General features: G+C 62.3%; 16 protein-coding genes. 8 read left to right on the top strand and 8 right to left on the bottom strand.

From position 1 onward, the window contains the following. Positions 1-18 precede the first annotated feature (18 nt). Entirely contained in the window at positions 19-984 is a 966-nt protein-coding gene (locus tag ACLIIZ_RS02920; protein ID WP_416690708.1) for a response regulator, read from the top strand. Between the two features lie 201 nt (positions 985-1,185). Here ACLIIZ_RS02920 and ACLIIZ_RS02915 read toward each other — a convergent pair whose 3' ends face one another. After that, entirely contained in the window at positions 1,186-2,040 is an 855-nt protein-coding gene (locus ACLIIZ_RS02915; RefSeq protein ID WP_416690707.1) for a tetratricopeptide repeat protein, read from the bottom strand. A gap of 126 nt (positions 2,041-2,166) precedes the next feature. Here ACLIIZ_RS02915 and ACLIIZ_RS02910 point away from each other — a divergent pair, with 126 nt between their 5' ends. The 6 genes from ACLIIZ_RS02910 to ACLIIZ_RS02885 all read left to right on the top strand — a co-directional run bounded on the left by ACLIIZ_RS02910 (position 2,167) and on the right by ACLIIZ_RS02885 (position 7,332). Continuing rightward, a complete protein-coding gene (locus ACLIIZ_RS02910; RefSeq protein ID WP_416690706.1) occupies positions 2,167-3,807 on the top strand; it encodes a CTP synthase in 1,641 nt (546 codons plus the stop codon). Next, positions 3,804-4,643 carry a 3-deoxy-8-phosphooctulonate synthase gene (gene kdsA, locus ACLIIZ_RS02905; RefSeq protein ID WP_416690705.1) on the top strand — a complete coding sequence of 280 codons (840 nt, stop codon included), beginning with the start codon at positions 3,804-3,806 and terminating at the stop codon, positions 4,641-4,643. Before ACLIIZ_RS02910 ends, kdsA begins: the two co-directional genes overlap by 4 nt. Before the next feature lie 49 nt (positions 4,644-4,692). After that, a complete protein-coding gene (eno, locus tag ACLIIZ_RS02900) occupies positions 4,693-5,976 on the top strand; it encodes a phosphopyruvate hydratase (RefSeq protein WP_416690704.1) in 1,284 nt (427 codons plus the stop codon). 6 nt (positions 5,977-5,982) lie between these two features. Further along, on the top strand, positions 5,983-6,294 hold the full coding sequence (gene ftsB / locus ACLIIZ_RS02895) for a cell division protein FtsB (RefSeq protein ID WP_416690703.1): 312 nt from the start codon (positions 5,983-5,985) through the stop codon (positions 6,292-6,294). Between the two features lie 70 nt (positions 6,295-6,364). Next, positions 6,365-6,835 carry a peroxiredoxin gene (locus ACLIIZ_RS02890; protein WP_416691088.1) on the top strand — a complete coding sequence of 157 codons (471 nt, stop codon included), beginning with the start codon at positions 6,365-6,367 and terminating at the stop codon, positions 6,833-6,835. Further along, a complete protein-coding gene (locus tag ACLIIZ_RS02885) occupies positions 6,832-7,332 on the top strand; it encodes an FKBP-type peptidyl-prolyl cis-trans isomerase (protein ID WP_416690702.1) in 501 nt (166 codons plus the stop codon). The genes ACLIIZ_RS02890 and ACLIIZ_RS02885 overlap by 4 nt, the downstream gene beginning before the upstream one ends. Here the strand turns inward: ACLIIZ_RS02885 and ACLIIZ_RS02880 are convergent. The 4 genes from ACLIIZ_RS02880 to fic all read right to left on the bottom strand — a co-directional run bounded on the left by ACLIIZ_RS02880 (position 7,235) and on the right by fic (position 12,979). After that, positions 7,235-8,269 carry a metallophosphoesterase gene (locus ACLIIZ_RS02880; protein ID WP_416690701.1) on the bottom strand — a complete coding sequence of 345 codons (1,035 nt, stop codon included), beginning with the start codon at positions 8,267-8,269 and terminating at the stop codon, positions 7,235-7,237. The genes ACLIIZ_RS02885 and ACLIIZ_RS02880 overlap by 98 nt on opposite strands. Next, a complete protein-coding gene (gene mutS, locus ACLIIZ_RS02875; RefSeq protein WP_416690700.1) occupies positions 8,266-10,842 on the bottom strand; it encodes a DNA mismatch repair protein MutS in 2,577 nt (858 codons plus the stop codon). Before mutS ends, ACLIIZ_RS02880 begins: the two co-directional genes overlap by 4 nt. Before the next feature lie 85 nt (positions 10,843-10,927). Beyond that, positions 10,928-11,758 carry a protein NO VEIN domain-containing protein gene (locus tag ACLIIZ_RS02870; RefSeq protein ID WP_416690699.1) on the bottom strand — a complete coding sequence of 277 codons (831 nt, stop codon included), beginning with the start codon at positions 11,756-11,758 and terminating at the stop codon, positions 10,928-10,930. A 108-nt stretch (positions 11,759-11,866) separates the two neighbouring features. Then, entirely contained in the window at positions 11,867-12,979 is a 1,113-nt protein-coding gene (gene fic, locus ACLIIZ_RS02865; protein ID WP_416690698.1) for a protein adenylyltransferase Fic, read from the bottom strand. 144 nt (positions 12,980-13,123) lie between these two features. Here fic and ACLIIZ_RS02860 point away from each other — a divergent pair, with 144 nt between their 5' ends. Next, entirely contained in the window at positions 13,124-13,402 is a 279-nt protein-coding gene (locus ACLIIZ_RS02860; protein ID WP_416690697.1) for a hypothetical protein, read from the top strand. A gap of 74 nt (positions 13,403-13,476) precedes the next feature. Here the strand turns inward: ACLIIZ_RS02860 and ACLIIZ_RS02855 are convergent, their stop codons facing one another. The 3 genes from ACLIIZ_RS02855 to lplT all read right to left on the bottom strand — a co-directional run bounded on the left by ACLIIZ_RS02855 (position 13,477) and on the right by lplT (position 17,954). After that, on the bottom strand, positions 13,477-13,845 hold the full coding sequence (locus tag ACLIIZ_RS02855; RefSeq protein WP_416690696.1) for a cupin domain-containing protein: 369 nt from the start codon (positions 13,843-13,845) through the stop codon (positions 13,477-13,479). 40 nt (positions 13,846-13,885) lie between these two features. After that, on the bottom strand, positions 13,886-16,498 hold the full coding sequence (locus ACLIIZ_RS02850; protein WP_416690695.1) for a chemotaxis protein CheW: 2,613 nt from the start codon (positions 16,496-16,498) through the stop codon (positions 13,886-13,888). Positions 16,499-16,691: 193 nt separating this feature from the next. Then, a complete protein-coding gene (gene lplT / locus ACLIIZ_RS02845) occupies positions 16,692-17,954 on the bottom strand; it encodes a lysophospholipid transporter LplT (protein ID WP_416690694.1) in 1,263 nt (420 codons plus the stop codon). Between the last annotated feature and the right edge of the window lie 367 nt (positions 17,955-18,321).

Here is an 18,321-nt window from a genome sequence, read left to right as displayed (position 1 = left end):
AGAGAAAGGAAAACGAGTTTGATCGCCAAATCCGCACCACCTTGTCCGCTCGGCAAAGCCGGGATGCTACCGGCGGACCGGCCAACCATCCTGTTTGTCGATGACGAAGAGCGTATCCTGCGCTCCCTGCGCATGCTGTTTGCCGCCAGTTACCGGGTCTTGATGACCACCAACGGTCACGAAGCCCTGGAAATCCTGCGCAAGGAACGCGTGCACGTTCTGGTCAGCGACCAGCGCATGCCGATCATGACCGGCGTCGAGTTGCTGCGCCAGGCGCGCGAGTATTCTCCTCCCAGCATGCGCCTCCTCCTGACCGGCTACTCCGACATGGAAGCGATCATCGGTTCGATCAATGAGGGGGAGATATTCCGCTATATCAACAAGCCGTGGAATGCGGAAGATTTCCGCCGTACCGTCGGCGAAGCGATGGAAATCGCCATCAAGCTGTGGGACCCGGCCCCTGTCGAAGCGCCACCACCCGCCCCTGACGAAATTCTTGAAATCCTCCTGCTCGATGACTCGCCGGAAGTTGCCGTTGCCATCCGTGCCCTGCTCGACGAAAATTTCCTCGGTGCCTATCACCTCGACTGGGCTACTTCGCAGGCCGAGGCCATGACGATCCTCGAACGGGGCAAGGTATCGATCATCGTCTCGGAAACCCGTGTCGATGGTGAGGATGTCACTCCCTTCCTGAAAACCCTGAAGCACTTTCATGCCCAGATCGTGACCATCGTCCTGACTTCGTTCAGCGACACCTCGCTGCTCACCGATCTGATCAACCAGGGGCAGATCCACCGCTTCCTGCCCAAACCCATGCGCAAGACGTTGACCGTCCGCAGCATTCGGTCGGGCATCGATCGTCACCGGGAAATCGTGCAACGTCCGCAGCTTTCACTGCGCCACCGCGTCGAGCCGCCGCGCGCTACCGTCAATCACTCGATGATCAGTCGCATCCGGGGAATATTCCACCGCGTTTCAATCTGACTCTGTCCGGGATTCCGTCGGCCATCGGGGTACGACATGCGAGCTGTCTTTGCTGCAGATGGCGTTGGTCCTGAAGCCCTGATCTGCAACTACGGAAAACCGAAGCCTTTCTGTGCCGGCCGGTTCGGCGAGCCACCCCGGGGCGGACCTGGCGGCGGCTGGATGAAGGGGAAGGGCTGCACGACATGCAGCCCGGGGGGGTCAGTTGAGGGCCGCCGACAGCTTGCGGCGGAACTCGCGGACGAGGTCGTCGTATTGTTCGCCGGACAGCGCCTCGAAGAATTGCAGCAGTGTCTTGCGGCCGGCGCCCTCGTCGAAGAAGCGGTCGCGGCGGACCACCTCCAGTGCCGCTTCGAGCGCTTCGCGGAAACGGTGCTGGGCAGCGTAGGCGCGGGCCAGTTCGAGGCGGGTGGCGTGATCGTCCGGGTTGGCGGCGAGCCTTGCTTCGAGCGGTGCGCTGTCGGCGGCGCCCTGGGCAAGCGCCAGGCGGGCGCGCAGGGCGGTGGCGCGATCCGGTTCGTTCGGGTAGTCGCCGGCCAGCAACTGGGCGGCTTCGTCGTTGCGGCCGAGTTGCAGCAGGACGTCGATGGCGTCGAGTTGCACCGCCTGGTCCTGCGGGTCGGCCTGGCTGGCGGCGACCAGTCTGGCCAGCGCTTCTTCCAGTCGGCCTTCGCCGACCAGGGCGGCGGCTTCTGCGCGCAGGTCGGTCTCGTTGCCACCGGGTAGGGCGATGCGGTCGAGGAATTCGCGGACCTTGCCCTCGGGCAGGGCGCCGTTGAATTCGTCGACCAGCTGACCCTGGTAGACGACCTTGATCGACGGAATGCTGCGCACGCCGAAGTGGCCGGCCAGTTCCGGGTTCTCGTCGGAGTTGACCTTGGCCAGCAGGAAACGGCCCTTGTATTCTTCGGCCAGCTTTTCCAGCATCGGTTTCAGCGTCTGGCAGGGACCGCACCAGGGGGCCCAGAAGTCGACGACCACCGGTACTTCAAGCGATGCCTGGAGGACCTTGGCTTCGAAATCTTCGAGGGCGACGTCAAAGGAAAATTGGGACATGAGCAGACTTCCGGGTGGTTTTTCAGGAAGCGACAATTCTAGCCGAGTCGCTTTCGCGGTGGCAGACGGCTTTCGCTGCCGGGGGATTTTCAGCTATCATTCTGCTTTCCCGCAGCCTGTCTTTCCATGACCAAATACGTTTTCGTTACGGGTGGTGTCGTGTCCTCCTTGGGCAAAGGCATCGCCGCCGCGTCGCTGGGGGCCATTCTGGAATCCCGCGGCATCAAGGTTACCCATCTCAAGCTCGACCCCTACATCAACGTCGACCCCGGCACGATGAGCCCCTTCCAGCACGGAGAGGTCTTCGTCACCGAGGATGGCGCCGAGACCGACCTCGATCTCGGACACTACGAGCGCTTCACCAGCGCCAAGATGGGCAAGCGCAACAACTTCACCACCGGTCAGGTCTATGACGCAGTGCTGAAGAAGGAAAGGCGCGGCGAGTATCTCGGCAAGACGGTGCAGGTCATCCCGCACATCACCGACGAGATCAAGGGCAAGGTCAAGGCCGGTGCCGAAGGCGCCGACGTGGCCATCGTCGAGGTCGGCGGCACGGTCGGCGACATCGAGTCGCTGCCCTTCCTGGAAGCGATCCGCCAGATGGGCATCGAGGAAGGCCGCAACAACGTCTGCTACATGCACCTGACGCTCTTGCCCTACATCCCGACCGCCGGCGAACTGAAGACCAAGCCGACCCAGCACTCGGTCAAGGAGTTGCGCGAGATCGGCATCCAGCCGGACATCCTGCTCTGCCGTGCCGACCGTTCGATCCCGGTGGAAGAACGCCGCAAGATCGCGCTGTTCTGCAACGTCATGCCGGAAGCCGTCATCGAGTGCCTGGACGCCGATTCGATCTACAAGATTCCGGGCATGCTGCACGAGCAGATGCTCGACGAGATCGTCTGCCACAAGCTCGGCATCCTGGCCAAGGCCGCCGACCTCTCGGTCTGGGAAAAGCTGATCGATGCCATGGAGCACCCGCTGAACACGGTGCGCATCGCCTTCGTCGGCAAGTACGTCGATCTGACCGAGTCCTACAAATCGCTGATCGAAGCGATCAAGCACGCCGGCATCCATACCCGATGCAAGGTCGATATCGAGTACATCGATTCCGAGAACATCGAGAAGGAAGGCACCGGCGTCCTCGAGACGATGGACGCCATCCTGGTGCCGGGTGGTTTCGGCCGGCGCGGTACCGAAGGCAAGATCGCGGCGATCCGCTACGCCCGCGAGAACAAGGTGCCTTACCTCGGCATCTGTCTCGGCATGCAGATGGCGGTCGTCGAATTCGCCCGTGACGTCGCCGGCATGAAGGACGCGCATTCGACCGAATTCGTCGCCGACACGCCGTTCCCGGTGATCGGCCTGATCACCGAGTGGCTCGACGCTTCCGGCAAGGTCGAGAAGCGCGGCGAGGATTCCGACCTCGGCGGCACCATGCGCCTTGGCGGCCAGGTCTGCCGCCTCAAGGAAGGTTCGCTGGCGCGCCAGATCTACGGCAAGGCGGAAATCACCGAACGCCACCGCCATCGCTACGAAGTGAACAACACCCTGCTGTCGCAACTCGAGGCCAAGGGGCTGGTCGTCGCCGGCCGAGCACCGGGCACCGACCTCTGCGAGATGGTCGAACTGCCGACCGAGGTCCATCCGTGGTTCGTCGGTTGCCAGTTCCACCCGGAATTCACTTCCAACCCGCGTCAGGGTCACCCGCTGTTCACGTCCTACGTGCAGGCGGCGCTGACCAGCAAGCAGGGTAAATCGGCATGAAGCTATGCGGATTCGAGGCTGGTCTTGACCAGCCTTTTTTCCTGATCGCCGGTCCTTGCACTGCCGAATCGGAACAGCTTTGCGTCGATGTCGCCGGCCACATGAAGGAAGTCTGCGCCCGGCTCGGCATCAACTACATCTTCAAGGCATCGTACGACAAGGCCAACCGCAGCTCCGGCACCTCGGTGCGCGGACCCGGCATCGACGGCGGCTTGAAGATCCTGGACAACGTTCGTGCCCAGGTCGGCGTGCCGGTATTGACCGACGTGCACAGCGAAGCCGACGTCGCCCAGGTGGCGAGCGTCGTCGACGTCCTGCAGACGCCGGCCTTCCTCTGCCGGCAGACCGATTTCATCCATGCCGTGGCCGCCTGCGGCAAGCCGGTGAACATCAAGAAGGGCCAGTTCCTGGCGCCGGGCGACATGAAGAACGTCGTCGCCAAGGCGCGCGAGGTCAACGGCGGCGCCGACAACCTGATGGTCTGCGAACGCGGCGCTTCTTTCGGCTACAACAACCTGGTGTCCGACATGCGCTCGCTGGCAATTATGCGCGAGACCGGCTGCCCGGTCGTCTTCGACGCCACCCACTCGGTGCAGCTGCCGGGTGGGCAGGGCACGGTCTCCGGCGGTCAGCGCGAGTTCGTTCCGGTGCTGGCGCGGGCGGCGGTTGCCGTGGGCATCGCCGGCCTGTTCATGGAAACCCATCCCTGCCCGGAAAAGGCCTTTTCCGACGGCCCGAATTCCTGGCCGCTCGACCGCATGGCAAGCCTGCTGACTACCCTGGTCGCCCTTGATCGGGCGGTCAAGGCTGCCGGTTTCGAAGAGTTTAAGATTTAAAGTTTTTGTTTAAGAAGTATCTGTAACCTTTTGTTTATAAGGAAGAGACATGAGTTCTATCGTTGATGTCGTCGCCCGCGAGATTCTGGATTCCCGCGGCAACCCCACGGTCGAGGCCGATGTGCTGCTGGAAAGCGGCGTCATGGGCCGCGCCGCGGTGCCGTCCGGCGCCTCCACCGGCTCGCGCGAAGCCATCGAACTGCGTGACGGCGACAAGGGCCGTTACCTCGGCAAGGGCGTCATGCAGGCGGTCGAGAACATCAACACCGAAATCTCGGAAGCGATCATCGGTCTCGACGCCCAGGAACAGGCCTTCGTCGACCAGACGATGATCGAACTCGACGGCACCGACAACAAGTCGCGCCTCGGCGCCAACGCCATCCTCGCCGTCTCGATGGCGGTCGCCAAGGCCGCTGCTGAAGAATCCGGCCTGCCGCTCTACCGCTACTTCGGCGGCATGGCGCCGATGCAGATGCCGGTGCCGATGATGAACATCATCAACGGCGGCGCGCACGCCAACAACAGCCTGGACATCCAGGAATTCATGGTGATGCCGGTCGGCGCCAACACCTTCCGCGAAGCGCTGCGCTGCGGCGCCGAAATCTTCCACGCACTGAAGAAGTTGCTGGACAAGAAGGGCCATTCGACCGCCGTCGGCGACGAAGGCGGCTTTGCCCCCAACCTGGGTAGCCACGCCGAAGCCCTGGAAGTGATCATGCAGGCGATCGAGGCCGCCGGTTACGTGCCCGGCCAGGACGTGCTGCTGGCGCTCGACTGCGCCGCCTCCGAGTTCTACAAGGACGGCCGCTACCATCTGTCCGGCGAAGGCCTGCAACTGACCGCCGAGCAATTCACCGACTACCTCGCCAACCTGGCCGACCAGTTCCCGATCGTCTCGATCGAGGACGGCATGGCCGAAGGCGACTGGGACGGCTGGAAGCTGCTGACCGACCGTCTGGGCAGCAAGGTGCAGATCGTCGGCGACGACCTCTTCGTCACCAACACCCGCATCCTCAAGGAAGGCATCCAGAAGGGCATCGGCAACTCGATCCTGATCAAGATCAACCAGATCGGCACCCTGTCGGAAACCTTCGCCGCCATCGAGATGGCCAAGCGCGCCGGCTACACCGCCGTGATCTCGCACCGTTCCGGCGAAACCGAGGACAGCACCATCGCCGACATCGCCGTCGGTCTCAACGCCGGTCAGATCAAGACCGGTTCGCTGTCGCGTTCCGACCGTATCGCCAAGTACAACCAGTTGCTGCGCATCGAGGAAGATCTCGGCGATACCGCGTCCTATCCGGGCCGCGAAACCTTCTACAACCTGCGCTAAGCGTTCATGCGCTGGCTGACGGTCGGCCTCCTTGCCTTGATCGTCCTCCTCCAGTACCCGTTGTGGCTGGGCAAGGGAGGATGGCTCAAGGTATGGGAGTACGACCGCCAGCTCAAGCTCGAGAAGGAAGAGACGCGCCAGCTGGAAATCCGCAACGCCGGCCTCGACGCCGAAGTCCGTGACCTGAAGCAGGGTTACGAGGCGATCGAGGAGCGGGCGCGCTTCGAACTGGGCATGGTGAAGCAGGACGAAATCTTTGTCCAGATACCCGAACGGCCCGCTGTCACCGCTCCGCTCGAATCCCCAAAAACCCAGTAGCCACGGGCAAATCGCTCAGTTAGAATCGTCTCCAGCGGTCTCGCACCGAGCGCTGAAGGAGAACGACATGCTGCTCAAGAATGGCGATAGCGCCCCGACATTTTCCCTGCCGGATGCCGACATGGAGACTGTCGATCTGGCCGGCTACCTGAAGCGCGATACCATCGTCCTGTTTTTCTATCCCAAGGATTGCACGCCCTGCTGTACCCGCGAGGTCACCGATTTTTCCGATCACGAGGGGGATTTCCAGCGGCTGGGCTGCGTGCTGTTCGGCATCAACCGCGACGACTGTCTGAAGCATCAGGAATTCCGCGACCGCGAGGGCATCGGTACCCGCCTGCTGTCGGATGCGGAAGGCAGCGTCTGTCAGCAATACGGGGTATGGCAAGCCCGGGAAGTGGATGGTCAGAAGAAATTCGGCATCGTCCGTTCCACCTTTGTCATCGATCGCAACGGTCTCATCCGCCATGCGTTGTACAACGTCAATTACAAGGGCCATGCACTCGAAGTGCTGCGCCTCGTGAAGGAACTCGATTCATGAACCTGCAGGTTGCCAAGAATACCGTCATCACCCTCGACTACCACGTCACCAATCCGGACGGCGAAGTCGTCGACGAAGGGCGTGATCCCATCATCTACCTGCACGGCGGCTACGACGACATCTTCCCGAAGATCGAGGAAGCCCTGCAGGGCAAGACGATCGGTGAATCGGTCCAGGTCAAGTTGCAGCCGGACGAAGCCTTTGGCGAATACGACCCGGAACTGGTGCAGATCGAACCGCGCAAGGATTTTCCCAAGGAATTGCAGGTCGGCATGCAGTTCGAAGGCGGCCCGGAAGACGGCGGCGATGACGATTTCGTCATCTACCGCGTCACCGACATCGCCGACGACAAGGTGGTGCTCGACGGCAACCATCCGCTCGCTGGCAGTGCGCTGGTGTTCACCTGCACGGTGACGGCGATCCGCGCCGCCAGTGCGGAAGAGGTCGAGCACGGCCATGTGCACGACGCCGACGAAGATGGGGAAACCTGCCACTGAGTGGCGGCCAGGGATGGGTTTCGAAGCGGAACAGCGCAGGCGCATCGGTATCGATGACGCCGCGCGACCAGCCCATGAACGGGTAGCCGAAAGTCTCGACCCGGGTGAAGTTGGCAATCCGCTTGCCGCGCGTATCGCGTAGCGGCTTGTCGATACGGCTGAAATGGGTGTCGCCGTGAACGACCACCACTTCGCCCGGGAAATCCAGCGTTTCTTCGCGCAAGGTGTTCAGGAAATCGCGGAAGCCGCTGTGTGCAAAACCCTGTGCATGGTGGGTGAAGCCCGGGTTGGCCTGGAACATCAGGACGATGCCGCGCAGTTTTTCGTGCCGCGCCAGCGCGAAATTTTCCTTGAGCCAGGCCAGCACGTAAGGATTGCGGGCGAGGAATTCAGCCGATGGCTGCTGCGTCAGTCCCCAGTTATTGTTGGCGGGCAGGTTGAAGCTGACGAACAGTACCGGCCCCAGGCGCCAGCGCGCGTGTTCCGGGTAGCCGCCGGGCTGGCGTTCAAGCGCCATTTTATTCCGCCCCAGCGACAGGCCGTCGTGCCAGAACAGGCTGCGCAACTTGTTCAAACGTTCCAGCGGCTGGTAGTGACCGTTGCTGACGCGCCAGCAATCGCTCCATTCGTTGTCGCCGGGAACGAAGACGAAAGGCACCCGGCTAGCGTTGAATAGTTGCCGGCGGTCCTCGAAGACGGCGTCGTCGCAGCGATCGGCGCCGTGCTTGATATCGCCGACATGGGCGATGAAATCGACGTGCGTGTCGGCGATCGCCTCCAGAATCTTCGGCAGCTCGGCGCGCTCTCTGTCGGAATAGGGCACGTCGCCGATCAGCCCGAAACGCCAGAGTTCGGCGTGGGCACCGGCGGCGAGCAGGAGCAGCGCGCCCAGTGCCGCGCCGCGCCGGAATCCGGCAATAAACGGATGCCGACTCACCGTAGCTGGCTCTTCAATGCGTACAGCGCATCCAGTGCCTCGCGCGGGGTCAGGCTGTCCGGGTCGATGGCGGCGAGCTGGCCGAGTACCGGGTGCGGTTCGGCAATTTCGGGCTCCGGCACGGCTTGCGTGAACAGATCCGGTTGCAGCGGATCGACCGTTGCCCGCTGCTCGAACTCGCGCAACTGCTTCTTTGCCGCGCGCACGACGCTGGCTGGAATTCCCGCCAGCGCCGCGACCTGGATGCCGTAGCTCTGGTTGGCCGGGCCTTCCTCGACGGCGTGCATGAAGACGATGCGGTGCGCGTGCTCGACGGCACCGAGGTGCACGTTGGCCAGCTCGCTGTATTCGTGCGACAGCCGGGTCAGTTCGAAATAGTGCGTGGCGAACAGCGTCAGGCTGCGGTTCTTGTCGATCAGGTGGCGCAGGATGGCGAAAGCCAGTGCCATGCCATCAAACGTGGAAGTGCCACGGCCGATCTCGTCCATCAGCACCAGGCTCTGGTGGGTCGCGTGGTGCAGGATGGCGGCGGCTTCGGTCATCTCGACCATGAAGGTCGAGCGCCCGGAAGCGAGGTCGTCGGAGGCGCCGATGCGGGTGAAGATGCGGTCGAGCGGGCCGAGCACGCAGCGCGTCGCCGGCACGTAGCTGCCGATGTGGGCGAGCAGGGCGATCAGCGCGACCTGGCGCATGTAGGTCGATTTACCGCCCATGTTCGGGCCGGTGATCAAGAGCAGCCGGCGTTCTTCGGCGAGCCGGCAGTCGTTGGCGATGAAGGTCTCGGCGCTTTGCGCCAGTTCGTTTTCGACCACCGGGTGGCGGCCGCCTTCGATGGCGAGGCAGGTCTCGGCGGCGAATTCCGGCTTGCACCAGTTGCGTTTCAAGGCCGACTCGGCGAAGCCGGCCAGCAGGTCGAGCTGGGCGACGGCGCGGGCAATCGTCTGCAGGGTCGGGACGACCGGCAGCAGGGCGTCGAGGATGCCCTCGTAGAGCAGTTTCTCGCGCGCCAGCGAACGTTCCTGCGCCGACAGCGCCTTGTCCTCGAAAGCCTTCAGCTCCGGCGTGATGTAGCGCTCGGCGTTTTTCAGCGTCTGCCGGCGGCGGTAGTCGTCGGGAATCTTGTCGACGTTGGCGTGCGTGACTTCGATGTAGAAGCCATGCACCTTGTTGTACTCGACCTTGAGGCTACTGATGCCGGTGCGCTCGCGTTCGCGCACTTCCATGTCCACGAGGAAGGCGCCGCAGTTGTCGTTGAGCGAGCGCAGTTCATCGAGATCGGCGTCGAAACCCGGCGCGATGACGCCACCGTCGCGCACCTGGGCGCCCGGTTCGGCGGCGATGGCGCGCACCAGCAGGTCGAGCGTTTCGGCCGGCACGGCCAGTTCGTCGTAGGTCTGTGCCAGCAGGTCGGCGTTGGCCTCGGCCAGCGGCGCGCGCAGTTCCGGCAGGCGGGCGAGCGATTCGCGCAGGCTGGCGAGGTCGCGCGGGCGGGCGTTCCTCAGCGCAATGCGGCCGGCGATGCGCTCGATGTCGGCGATGCCGCGCAGGCTCTTGCGGACGGCACCGGCCAGGCGGCCGTAATCGTCGAGCAACGCCTCGACCGCACCATGGCGTTCGGCGGGAATCGCCCGCGCGCGTAGCGGATGGTGCAGCGTGTGGCGTAGGAGGCGCGAGCCCATGCTGGTGACGCAGTTGTCGAGCAGCGAGAAGAGCGTCGGCGAGGGCTGGCCGCGCAGCGTTTCGGTCAGTTCCAGGTTGCGCCGGGTGGCGAGGTCGAGCCCCAGGTAATCGCCCTCGATTTCGACGCTCAGCCCGCGCAGGTGTGGCAACTTCCCCGACTGCGTCGCCTGCGCGTACTGGAGCAGGGCGCCGGCTGCGGCAATCGCCGGTTTCAAACCCTCGGCGCCGAAACCGGCGAGCGAGGCGACCTCGAACTGGTCGCAGAGCAGGCGCTTGGCCGAGTCGAAATCGAAATACCAGTCCGGTTGGCGGGTGCGCGCGACGTCGATGCCGAAATTCGGCGTCCAGCTTTCCGGGTAGAGGATTTCCGCCGGGCGGACGCGTTCCAGCGTTGCGGCAATCTGCTCGGCCGCCACCTCGATCAGGATGAATTCGCCGCTCGCCAGGTTGAGCCGGGCGATGCCGGCGGTGTTGCGCAAGGTGGTGACGGCGAGCAGCCAGACATCCTGCTTGTCGTCGATCAGCGCCGCGTCGGTCAGCGTTCCCGGCGTGACGATGCGCGACACGGCGCGCTCGACCGGGCCCTTGCTAGTTGCCGGATCGCCGATCTGCTCGCAGATCACCGCCGACTCGCCCATCTTGACCAGCCGTGCCAGGTAGGGCTCCAGCGAATGGAAAGGCACGCCCGCCATCTTGATCGGCACCCCGGCCGACTGCCCGCGCGTGGTCAGCGTGATGTCGAGCAAGCGCGCTGCCTTCTCGGCGTCCTCGTAGAACAGCTCGTAGAAGTCGCCCATGCGGTAGAAGAGCAGGGTGTTCGGATGCTGCGCCTTGAGCCCGAGGTACTGCTGCATCATCGGGGTGTGCTTGGGGCTGTCGGCGGGTTTGCTCATGGAATTCAGGGCGGCGAAAAGGGAGCAATTCTAACAGGGGCGAGGTGCTAAGCCCTCAGCTTCGGGGTTTGAAGCAGGATAGACCTTACGCGAAACGGCAGATGTAGTTGCTCGGGCTCATCCGGCAATGCTGTTCGACGGCACCGGGCAGGTCGAACAGGCGGGGAGTGCGCCGGAAATCGAAGACTCGGTAAAGGTGGAACTGCTCGGCGTTTTCCCGGGCAAAGCCGACTTCGTTGTGGCTGATGAAAAACGGTGTTTCCTTGCCGAAGGCGGTGGTTTTGACCTCGATGAAACGCTCGCGACCATCTGTTTCGAAGGAAAGAACGTCGAAGCCGAGGCCATCGCCCTGGCTACGGGCAATATGTTCAACTTTGTCTGCTAGCTTGGTTTGACCACTTGCACGTAAACGCAGGTGTTCGAAATTGACGACGAAGGCTTCGCCAGCTTGTCCTAGCGAGATATTGCGAGCTTCACGCTCAAGGTAGTCACGTTGCTGCGGCAAGCGATAAATTGCTGTTGGCTCTCTCGCCACCCAATGTTGTTCTGGAGGATTGACCATGGCTTTTGCATAGTCTTGCAGCAAGGGCGTCGTGGCAGGGGAAATGGTTGCCTGGATTGCGGCTTCGTCGAGTGATGGATCGTTGCGCAGCCGTATTTCGACAATTTCCCTGAGCATGCTTTGGTAATTGCCCAATGGTTTGTAGCCGTTGATGTAGGGCCAACCGTTTTCCAGAAGAATGGCGCTGATGTTTTGGTGCTTGCGCTCAACGGCGCCTTCTGAGCGCCCGTTTAGTTTGCCCAGCAGTTGCTTTCGATGAGCCGATTTGTTGTAGTTTTGACCGGACAGTTCCAGGCACAACATGTGCAGGTAGTCAGCGACCGTGGCTTCAACTTCTGTTTGGCTCCATTCCATGTGTTTCGGGACCAAGTTGGTTAATGACGTTTCTCGAGTATGCCTCAAACTAAAAGCCATCTGTGGCCAAGGGAGTTGCCATTTGGCGATGCAACAGGGGGTGCTGGTTTAGGCGTATGCCGCAAACTGGTTGCTGTCGCGGGTGAGGAGTTGCATCAGCTTGGGATGGGTGAACAGCTTTTCCCGGCCGACTTGCAGTTCTTTCAGTACACCAATGCCGACCAGTTCCTTGAGGTAGCTTGAGGCCGCCTGGCGCTGGGCGATCTGCTTTTCTACCAGATTAGCGATGCGGCAATAGGGTTGCTCGAAGATGACGTCGACCAGTTCGCGGCTGTAGATCTTGGCTTGTCTTTCGCGGATGTGCTTGGCGGTGTGCTCGGCCAGGCTGCGGATGGAGGCGATCTTGGCGGTGGTCCATTGAGCGGTTTCTTCAACGGCTTGCAGCATGAAGAGTATCCAGGGCTCCCAGGCGCCATGACGCGTGACGTCGAGCAGAAGCCGGTAGTAGTCCGCCTTGTGGGCAATGATGTGCCGGCTCAGGTAGAGGATGGGCAAGCCAAGCAGGTCTTGCTGGATCAGGTAGAGGATGTTGATGACACGGCCGGTGCGGCCGTTGCCGTCGGTGAAGGGGTGGATGGCCTCGAACTGGTAATGGGCAACCGCCATGCGCACCAGGGGATCGATGTCTTCCTCGTAGTGCAGGAATTTCTCCCAGTTGGAAAGCAGGTCGCGCAGTCGGGTTTCGCCTTCCGGTGGGGTGTAGATGGTTTCGCCTGTGCGGTCGTTGGCCAGACGGGTACCGGGTGTGCGCCGGATATCCATGGCCACGCCCTTGGTCGTGCGACAAACCTCGATGGCCGTGGCAGTACATAGCGGACGCTCGGCGAGCGAGCGGAAGCCGCGGTAGAGCGCGGTGCGGTAACGCAGGGCTTCCTTGGTTGCCGGGTCGGCCTGGCTGTCGCTTTGGGCAAACTGAAAGAGCTTGTCGGTGCTGGTGACGATGTTTTCGATTTCCGAACTGTCCTTGGCTTCGAGCAGGGGAAGGGTGTTGATGAGCATGTCCTGATTGGGGATCAGCTCGGCAGCCTGCTTGAGCTCGGCGAGGGCGGCCCGCGCGGTGATGCAGCGTTTGAGCACCGCTCGGGTTTCGATCTCCTGACCGGGCGGCAGGAGGGGGAGGGCGTTGTAGGGCTGTTCCGGATGCCAGTCAGCGGGGCTCATGGTGTCGAAATCGATTTTTGGCGACAGGTCTGGAGGATATGTCCTTGCTGGCGACAGGTCAATCAAACGTGTCGATACTTTTTAAAAACATCGACACGTTTTGATCTCGTGTCGACGGCGACGACATATCGAAAAAACGTGTCGATGAAATCCTGGTTCATCGACACGTCGTTCGCTTGGCTGACCGACCAACGTTTCGTGAATGGCTCGTGGGTATTGCTGGCCTGGAGCCTCGTCGATAACGGCGACGTCCCGGGGAATGCTACCGATGGCCTGTTCCATTCGGGCGGCGACATGGCAGGAGCGGACACTGATTACGTCGTGGTCGAACGGGGCGTAAGTGCCGCGTTGTTGCAGGTCTTTCCAGATGCGGGCGTCGACGACTTCGGCGGGAAGGTTGAATTTCTCACCAAGTTCGAGTGAGCTTCCAGGCGTAGTACTTGCCGTGAAAGGCTGATGTTTGTTCAGTAAGCAATTGTCTTTAGGTGATGGGGGTTTCAGCCATGAAGCAATTCCGTATCCGCATGATCGTAAGCCGGTGAGCAACAGCACAGCAGCTTCAGCGTCTCCTCGCCGACGGCCTCGATGCAGTGCGCTGTGCCGGGTGGGATGCAGACGGTGTCGCCAGGCTGGACGGGAAAGGTCTCGTCGTCCAGGGTCATGCGGCCGTGGCCGGCGGTGATGTGATAAAGCTCTTCGGTTTGCGCGTGGCGGTGCAGTTCGGTTTTGCAACCGGGCAGGATGGTGGCTTCGGCCAGGCTCTGGCTGCGGTTGCCGTGAACCTTGGGGTGCATCAGTTCGCGGATCTCGGAGCCATCCTTGGTGATGTAGGGAGTGACTGAGGCGTAGTCTTGCAATGGGATCATCGGGCGACCCGGGAAGTGGTGATCGGTGCCCGAGTATGCCTCATGCCGGTCCCGCCCGGCTGGCGATCGCCAGTTCGATGGTGCGCGGAGCTTCCGGTGTCTCGCAGTGGCAGCCGATACGGTGGCAGAGACGGTCGCTGGCCAGAATGGAGAGCAGTCCGTGGCGGTCTTCGCTGCGCCGCATGCCTTCGACGATGCCGACGGTCAGGGCGTCGCCGGCGGCGGCCATGTGGTTGACCGCCTTGATTTCGTCGCGCGAGATTTCCGGGATTTCGCCCAGTTCGTCCACCAGCAGGCCCAGACAGGTCTTGCCGTGGGTGCGGACGACGACGATCTGGCGGACGCGCTCGGGGATCGGCGCGCCGGGTTGCAGCAGGCGGGCGAGATGGACGACCGAGATGAGGTTGCCGCGGTACATCTTGACGCCGGCGACGAGGTCGCTGCGACCGCCGAATACCGGGGTCAGGTCGTCGGCATCGATGGCTTCGATGACGTCGGTTGCGGGGATGCCGAGCCATTGGCGGCCGATGAAGAAGGTGGCGATCTCGATGCAGTCGCCGCCGTTGCCCAGGCGGCGGGCACGGTTGCCAACCGCCGGGGCGCTGTTCCTGCGTTTGTCATCGCTGACGGCGCCGGCTTTGCCAAGCGGGAAGGCGGAAAGGGCGAGGATTTCGTCGCTGTGGCCGTCACTGGTCTTGTATTCCCGATAGCCCGCGGAAACGGCGGTGCCGAGCGCGAAGTAGTGTTCATCCTGAGTGATGATGTCGGCCATGCGTCCGCCGCGTCCGAGCTGGCGCTGGCTTGCACTGAGCGCAATGGTGCTGCCGATGGCGAAACGCGGGTCGCTGCTGGCGACGATCCTGCCATCGCGCTGGGCAAACAGGGCAAAGGTGCCGGCGATCGGCTGACCGGCGGCATCGCGCGGCAGGGCGTCGTTGAGCATGGCGGCAAACTGCGGCTGGCCGTCGAAGACGATGCCGATGCCGCCGACCACGCGGCTGTCCTGCGGATCGCGGATGGCGGCGGCGTAGATGTAGGTATGCCGGTTGCCGTACAGCGGCGTCGGCGCGAAATGCGAGCAGACGTAGCCCTGCGAGTTGTCGAGGGCGAGGCTGCGACCGACCCATTCCTCGTGCAGGCGGGTGCCGCACAGGCTTGCCTGCTCGCTGTCGGAAACGGCGATGACCTGGCCGTGGGCGTCGTAGAGGATGAGATTGGCGTAAACCGTGTACAGACCGTTGATGTAGCGCAGGATTTCGCCGCAGCGAACGGCATCTTCCGGGCTGACGCGGGGTTCGCTCAGAACTCGCCGGAAGGTTGCATTGAGCGCCCACCAGCGGCAGTCGTTGGCGCGTTCGTAGAGATTGCGGTCCATCACGTCGATGGCGAAGGCGGCGCGCGAGATGCCGTTCTGGAGCAGCGCGGCGACGACGGTTTCGTGCAGGTTGCCGATCGATTGTTCGAACACTGCCTGGGTCTTGCGGCCGGTGCTGGAGATTTCCCAGAGCAGGGTCTTGGCGAAGGCGGCGTTGCCGCTGTTGTTATCCACCTGGCGGACCGATCCGTTCCACACCGAACGGTTGAGGTCTTCCTGAATGCGTTCGGCCTGTTGCGGGATCAAGCGCAGTTCGTCGTTGAACAACTTGGGCTGGTGGGCAACGGTTTGCAGTATGGCGCTGTCGATATGCTTGAGTAGCTCGCTGTCGCGTCGCTCGAAGGCAAACTCGAGCGGGACCATCGCCAGCCCGCACCAGCCGGGGCCGGGATAGCCCTGGTAAGGGTGGGCGGCGCAGGCGATCGCCAGGTATTCGCGGCCGGCGAGGCGGACGACGTCGCCACGGGCCTGGCGCAGGCTGTCATCCAGTTGCGTGCCGGCCGGTAGCTGCAGGGGCGAAGATGTCGCGACCACCAGGCCGCCGCTGTCGAAGTTGGCCAGCAGGCAACTGTCGCCGGTGCCGGTCAGATTGGCGAAGATGCTGCGCATCTCGTCTTCCAGACGGAAATGCAGGGCCAGGATGCCGAGGCATTCCCCGGCGGCGTCCTCGACGCGGTAGGCATAGAGCAGGTGCTGACCGGGGGCGAGGAAGTCGGCCGGGCCGTAGTATTCGACGTAAGCGCTGGTCGTCGACCTGGCATCGTCGAGCAAGGGGTGCGCGCAGGCCTCGCAGCTACCGGGCATCAGGCGGGCGGCGATCCGGCCGTCGGCGCGGAAGAGGACGATGTCGGCATAGACGGAATATTTTTGTACGTATTCGTGAAAGCGTGCTTCCAGCGCTTCGCGAGTTTCGCCGTCGCCCTGAAGGAATTCCCGGATGTCGTCGTCGGCGGCCAGGAAGCCGATGTCGGCAGTGCGTTCGAACAGGTTGCGGACCAGGATGTCGATGCTGGTCTGCGCCTTGGCGCGCAGTTCGGCGATTGCCTTGCGCCGGGTTTCCTGCCCGAGGCGGTTGAGGAGATCGCCGGTGAGGCGCTCGAAGGCTTCGCGGGTGCCGGTCATTTCGGTGGCGGCGCCGGTCAGCTGGCCGAGCAGGGCGAGGGTGTCCCAGGCAGCCTGCAATTTACCCAGCACTTCCCGGTAATCCTCGACGCCCTGCATGTGGCGCATGCTGCCGGTCAGCGCATCGTCGATCTCGATGCCTTTATAAACTGCCATGTCTTGTCCCCTGCCCGAATTTTGGATTTTTGCTCTGACACCGTCGCCGATCTGGCTGCGGCGTCGCCGATTGTTCGGCTAAGCAAAAAACGTTCCTTTTTCAAAGGCTTGCGGGGCAAGGGGTTTGCAGGGAGGAAGAGCGATGTTGTCGGCTTGCGGACCGACAATGTAGCAAGCCTGCCAAGGCGGTCGGTCAGTGCGCCGAATCGTCGAGATGGATGACGTCGTCGCGGTCGCGCTGGTTCGCCAGGTGGCGCTTGCGGATCAGGTACATGAGGGCGCTGACCGACAGGCCGAACAGAGTGAGGATCCAGTAGATCGACAGGTCGGCGCGAATCATCACGTAATAGAGACCGGTCATGATCAGGATCGACAGGTTCTCGTTGAAGTTCTGGACGGCGATCGAATGTCCGGCGCCCATCAGGATGTGGCCGCGGTGCTGCAACAGGGCGTTCATCGGCACGACGAAGAAACCGGAAAGACCGCCGATCAGGATCAATAGCGGAATGGCCAGCCAGATGTGGTGGACGAAGTTCATGACCAGCACGACGATGCCCATGGCGATGCCGAGCGGAATGACCCCGAGCGACTTGCGCAAGGTGATGAAGCGGGCGGCGATGATCGCCCCGCCGGCAACCCCGAAGGCGACCACGCCCTGCAGCATCGACGATGCCGAAAGGTCGAGGCCGAGCGCAACCGCCGACCATTTGATGACGATGAATTGCAATGTCGCGCCCGCTCCCCAGAACAAGGTCGTCACCGCCAGCGAAATCTGGCCCAGGCGGTCACGCCAGAGCAGGCTCAGACAGTGGCCGAATTCGTGGAGCAGATAGAAGGGGTTCTTTTTCAGCGGTTTGTGGTCGACGCCGGTATCTGGGACGTAGAGGTTGAACAGGGCGGCGATCACATAAAGCAGGATGATGAGCGTGATGGCTACTTCGCCGGCAGTGTCGAGCCCGGTATCGATGAACGGCAGATCGAACACCAGCAGGTGAGCGGCAATTTTGGGCTCGATCAGGAGTCCGCCGATGACGACACCAAGGATGATGGCGCCGACGGTGAGGCCTTCGATCCAGCCGTTGGCGACGACCAGCAGGCGATGCGGCAGGTATTCGGTGAGGATGCCGTACTTCGCCGGCGAGTAGGCGGCGGCGCCCAGGCCGACGATGGCGTAGGCGAACAGTGGATGGACATGGAAGAACATCAGCGCGCAACCGACAATCTTGATGCTGTTGCTGATCAGCATCACCCGTCCTTTCGGCATCGAATCCGCAAAGGCGCCGACAAAGGCGGCGAGTACGACGTAGGAGAGGGTGAAGCTGGTTTTCAGTAAGGGTTCGTAGGCTTCCGGGGCATGCATTTCACGCAATGCCGCGATAGCGGCAATGAGCAGCGCATTGTCGGCCAGCGCAGAGAAAAATTGCGCAGCCATGATGATGTAGAAGCCGAACGGCACGGAACTGATCTCTCTCGTATTACTTTGGGCGAGGTTTATACCACGTATTGATCAAGGGCGTTCGTGTCCGGTGTTTTCCTTGGCGAGCGGATCGGGGCGATTTTTTCGCGCGGATTACTGCGCACAAACAGACACTCCTGTTGTATGTCCGCGCTGTTATAACATGTGAATATTTTCAGTGTAGAAATTTGTAAACGCTCTGTTGCTCCGGGTTTACAAATCTAAACACCATTACAAAATCAGGGGCTCCGCACTCGCCTAGCATAATGGTCTGAGTCCGAGCATGTTCATTCTGACCTCATCATCCCAGGCGGCAGCTTTACGCTTGAGGCGCAAGCTGGCTTTGGCGGTGTGGGTGGTATCGGTA

The organism is Azonexus caeni (assembly GCF_048146105.1).
Lineage (GTDB): Bacteria > Pseudomonadota > Gammaproteobacteria > Burkholderiales > Rhodocyclaceae > Azonexus > Azonexus aromaticus_B.
This window is presented reverse-complemented; position numbering and strand designations above follow the sequence as displayed.

What these genes read in the sequence shown, in the direction of transcription:
- ACLIIZ_RS02915 (WP_416690707.1), bottom strand. Translation starts at nt 2,040, where the DNA reads ATGTCCCAATTTTCCTTTGACGTCGCCCTCGAAGATTTCGAAGCCAAG.
- ACLIIZ_RS02910 (WP_416690706.1), top strand. Translation starts at nt 2,167, where the DNA reads ATGACCAAATACGTTTTCGTTACGGGTGGTGTCGTGTCCTCCTTGGGC.
- ftsB (WP_416690703.1), top strand. Translation starts at nt 5,983, where the DNA reads ATGCGCTGGCTGACGGTCGGCCTCCTTGCCTTGATCGTCCTCCTCCAG.
- ACLIIZ_RS02855 (WP_416690696.1), bottom strand. Translation starts at nt 13,845, where the DNA reads ATGATCCCATTGCAAGACTACGCCTCAGTCACTCCCTACATCACCAAG.
- ACLIIZ_RS02885 (WP_416690702.1), top strand. Translation starts at nt 6,832, where the DNA reads ATGAACCTGCAGGTTGCCAAGAATACCGTCATCACCCTCGACTACCAC.
- ACLIIZ_RS02850 (WP_416690695.1), bottom strand. Translation starts at nt 16,498, where the DNA reads ATGGCAGTTTATAAAGGCATCGAGATCGACGATGCGCTGACCGGCAGC.
- eno (WP_416690704.1), top strand. Translation starts at nt 4,693, where the DNA reads ATGAGTTCTATCGTTGATGTCGTCGCCCGCGAGATTCTGGATTCCCGC.
- mutS (WP_416690700.1), bottom strand. Translation starts at nt 10,842, where the DNA reads ATGAGCAAACCCGCCGACAGCCCCAAGCACACCCCGATGATGCAGCAG.
- kdsA (WP_416690705.1), top strand. Translation starts at nt 3,804, where the DNA reads ATGAAGCTATGCGGATTCGAGGCTGGTCTTGACCAGCCTTTTTTCCTG.
- ACLIIZ_RS02870 (WP_416690699.1), bottom strand. Translation starts at nt 11,758, where the DNA reads ATGGAATGGAGCCAAACAGAAGTTGAAGCCACGGTCGCTGACTACCTG.
- ACLIIZ_RS02860 (WP_416690697.1), top strand. Translation starts at nt 13,124, where the DNA reads ATGAAATCCTGGTTCATCGACACGTCGTTCGCTTGGCTGACCGACCAA.
- fic (WP_416690698.1), bottom strand. Translation starts at nt 12,979, where the DNA reads ATGAGCCCCGCTGACTGGCATCCGGAACAGCCCTACAACGCCCTCCCC.